Origin of the sequence: Yersinia sp. 1252 StPb PI (assembly GCF_048593885.1) — a bacterium.
Taxonomy (GTDB): Bacteria; Pseudomonadota; Gammaproteobacteria; order Enterobacterales; family Enterobacteriaceae; genus Yersinia; species Yersinia enterocolitica_E.
Window position 1 is genome coordinate 1 of sequence record NZ_JAZGQE010000285.1, and the last position, 3,633, is coordinate 3,633.

Below are 3,633 nucleotides of genomic sequence, written 5' to 3' on the forward strand. Positions count from 1 at the left end.
ACTGGTCGTTGCATACCCCTGACTGATACTGATAAATAGGCTCAGCCCTCTTTGCAGCTAACGCGATTCGGGCTAGTGAAAGCAGTAATCGAGGACTTACAGGAAACTCATCGCTGGTTGGCGTGTTGTGAATCTCCTGCTGGCAGGTACTTATAATTTCTTCAATCTCTTCTACAGTGAAACTATCTAATGCTTTCATGGCTTTACCACTCCCGTAATTCTTTCACGCCAAGACAGTCGCGCTGGCTTCTGTATAAATTCACTATCTGAAATTTGGATAACCTTGACGGCACATTCATCGAATGGACGCTGGCGCTGGTCTTTCAGATAGGCTGCTTCTTTGGCGGCTTGCGTCATGTCTTGCGCCTCGATTTCGTGAACCGTGAAACCGTTGCTATGTACATGCCAGCCATGAATTACTGCGATGAACCTACTCATTCACTCTCTCCCTTGATTTATTGATAATCCCATTCAATATCTGCATTATCATCAAAGTTGATTCTGATAACCCCAAATCCACCGCATGAACGACAAACGACTGCATCACCATCATAAAAAACATTATCGATGTCGCTATCTGTGTGTACCGTCTTTTTAATACCGTTGCATTGATAGCAGTCGGTCATTTTTGTAGTATCTACGCTATGCATATAATTTCCTCTTTAAGACTTTCAATCACCCTTGATTCGAATACCGGCAGTGCGGAGGGCCTTGGCGCACTCGTCAAGCGTGTTGTTTCTGGAGCGCCCGCCGTGGTTTCCATCCCAATCTCTTTCTGTGTAAGCGTCGGCATTACGTTTAGGAAGCTCCACCACGATGCTTTCACGGCTGGCTTTCCATACTTCAAAATACTGTTGTAATGGCATGTTCCAGTAACCGCCATCATCAAACTTTTCAGCAATCATCGTTTTGCTTTGGGGCCACCAATCAACCACCCAAGCTTCAAAGTCAGACTGCGATTTAGTTATGTCCATCAAATATCTCTCCCATATTTCCGGCCCTGTGGCGCTGCGGTTGATTTACCCTTGCAAATGTCGTGAGCACTTTCCTGATCTGTTGGCAGGAAGTGACCATTTTTGAAGAGTTGATAAACAGTTCCGAGGGTGCCGAATCGGTTTTTAGTTACGATGATTTCGCCATAAGGCGCAGCTGGGCTGTCTTCGTTGTAAACAGCTTCGCGATACAGCATCACGATAGTGTCAGCGTCTTGCTCAATACTGCCTGAATCACGCAGATCGGCATTCGTTGGGCGGCGCTGTCCAGCCGGCCGTTTTTCCACGTCACGCGATAATTGACTCAGGCAGATGACAGGGGTTTTCAAATCCTTCGCCATTGCTTTGAGTGATCCGGTAATGTGGGCGATAGCTAAGTCGTTTCGCTCTGCCTTTGGCTTGGAAATAAGTCCGAGGTAATCAGCCAGGATGAGGGATAACGCTGGGTGCCGTTGCTTGTGTCTTTCAGCAATGCTGCGCATCTGTTCAACGTTAAGCTTTGATGCATCAACAACCCAAACATCAAGCCCTTTGAGCACCCCAATGCCTTGGGAGATCCGCGCCCAATCTTCATCACCCATTCTGCTTGGCTTTCTCAGGCTAGACACTGGCATGTTGGAAGCGCCAGCAATTGACCTTTCGATAACCTGATGGGCGCTCATTTCCATTGAGAAGATCAACACACCACGACGCTCTACGATATCGCCACGGGTCACGTATGAATCAGCCACTCCCTCAGCAATCTTTAACGCCAGTTCTGTCTTACCCATTCCCGGTCTGGCGGCGACAATCATCAGGTCTTCAGGGTTTAGGCCGCCTGTGATCTCGTCCAGCTCGTCAATGCCAGTTTTCAACGTGTCGGATGCTTCACCGTTCTTAAGTCGCCGCTCCAACACATCAGCATAAGATTCTAGAAGCTCATCGATGTGGGTTGGAATGACTTCAGTGCTGGGCCTCCCCATGCTGTTAACTTTGGTCATGAACGCTTCAATTCCTGCAAGCGCCTGCTCATAGTTATTGGATTGGGTGATGCTGTCGTAATTGGTTTCCATCAGCTTGGAGAACTGGCGGATCAGGTGATACTTGCTCACTACCTGCGCATAGCCTTTTAGGTTGGCGGCGCTGGGGCAGCTTTTGGTTGTCATGATGATGTTGGAGAAATTACCCTCCCCCATTGCCTCGGCAATCATCAGGCTATCAATCAGTCCACGAGTGGAAGCTTGCCGCTTAATCTCTTTGAACGTCTCACGGTACAGAGAAACGGTGAAAGCATCCGGATCTACTGTTGCCAACACTTCGTTTGCATCTGGCGTGTATCCGCTTATCAGCAGCCCACCAATCACACTAGCTTCGATATCAATATTAATCACAGCTCACCCCTTCTCACTTTCCGTAGCGTTTCTGGTTTCATCAGGTATTCAAAACTTGCCTTCCAGCCGATCCCGTCCGGACCGCCGAAATAGAAATCTCTGGCATCTTCGATAAACCCAGCAAAATAAGCCCTGAAGCCATCGACATTTTTCTTTGCCAAGTGCTGAGCTAGTTCACGAATGGCTATCTCCCGATCCCTATCCAAATCAGCTTCTGGAAGTTTCCCAGCGGTTACCTCGTTGTAAGCATCAATAACGGCTTGGCAGTCAATATCAACGCTGCTTTGGAGCCATTTATCAGCATCGGATAAATACCCATCGAACCGGGTTACGGCACAAAGGCTTTTTGGTTTAGGGCATGAGTTACCGCGACGCTTCCAGACCGTTAAGGCCCAGCGAGTGACTAAATTCAGGTCTTGCAGGGTGTAAGCTGATCGACTGGTTGTTGCTGTTAGCAGGGTGAGATATGGCTTGGCATCACGACAGGTGCTTTTTGATATCTCGTTGTAATATTCCAAAGCCTGTTTTGCCTGATTTAAAATCTCTTCCACCTCCTCCCCTTGGGGGACTATAGGGGGTATATCTTTTAAATTGTTTAAAACATTCTTGTTATGTTGGACAAATGGTTGGACAGGACCTTGGACAACAACACCCTCCGAGACCAGTAATGGCGAGGCTTTGGGTTGGACAAATGGTTGGACAGAACCTTGGACAGATTTTCCAGACTGATAACTGTCATAATTTATGATGGTGAACACCGTTCCGAATGGCGTTCCTCTCTTAGAAATCATCCCCTCATTCTCAAAAAATAACCAAAGCCGCTGAACTTCTTTAACCGGTAATGGCTCCCCTTTCTTATCGAGCAAGAGCAATGAAAATACCTTTGCTGTAGTAACTAATTGACCTCGCTCCAAAGGCCATTCTCTGTCGGCGAATTGCTGTATGCGAGCCTTATGGCTAGCCCGGCCAATTAGCTGAACCCATGTAGCAAGCTTTATTGGATCACGCGCCCAGTCAGCAAATAAAGCGCTTCTGAATATAGCAACATGGCCTTGTTTCTGATTCTCCATGTGGGAACCCCTGCGCTGAACTTGCGCTGGAAATTGAATGAGATTTTCAGCGGTGTTACTCATTGGCTTTCCCCTGCAAAGATTTGACTGTCTTGAATGTCTCAACGAACCTACGTCCGAAAGATTCGTTGTTCTCGCAGACCATGACTAATTCGTCTGGCTTTGCAGAACGCTGCTGAGTAACTTCTCGCTGTTTTGCGT

Annotated in this window: 6 protein-coding genes; all 6 read right to left on the reverse strand. The window is 47.6% G+C overall.

All coding sequences use genetic code 11. The features are described 5' to 3' along the window. A partial coding sequence (locus V2A85_RS22615) for a hypothetical protein (protein WP_420072429.1) occupies positions 1-199 on the reverse strand: 199 nt, incomplete at its 3' end. Beyond that, complete coding sequence (locus V2A85_RS22620) at positions 196-438, reverse strand: hypothetical protein (RefSeq protein WP_408562817.1); 243 nt, start codon at positions 436-438, stop codon at positions 196-198. The genes V2A85_RS22615 and V2A85_RS22620, both read right to left, overlap by 4 nt. Positions 439-455: 17 nt before the next feature. Further along, positions 456-650 (reverse strand): hypothetical protein, encoded by a 195-nt coding sequence (locus tag V2A85_RS22625; RefSeq protein ID WP_420072425.1) that lies wholly within the window; start codon positions 648-650, stop codon positions 456-458. 21 nt (positions 651-671) lie between these two features. After that, a complete protein-coding gene (locus V2A85_RS22630; protein ID WP_420072430.1) occupies positions 672-974 on the reverse strand; it encodes a hypothetical protein in 303 nt (100 codons plus the stop codon). Continuing rightward, positions 974-2,359: a replicative DNA helicase gene (locus V2A85_RS22635; protein WP_420072432.1), complete on the reverse strand. Its 1,386-nt coding sequence runs from the start codon at positions 2,357-2,359 to the stop codon at positions 974-976. The genes V2A85_RS22630 and V2A85_RS22635 overlap by 1 nt, the downstream gene beginning before the upstream one ends. Continuing rightward, the gene (locus tag V2A85_RS22640; RefSeq protein WP_420072431.1) at positions 2,359-3,495 is read right to left on the reverse strand and encodes a hypothetical protein; all 1,137 of its coding nucleotides are present in this window, start codon (positions 3,493-3,495) and stop codon (positions 2,359-2,361) included. The genes V2A85_RS22635 and V2A85_RS22640 overlap by 1 nt, the downstream gene beginning before the upstream one ends. Between the last annotated feature and the right edge of the window lie 138 nt (positions 3,496-3,633).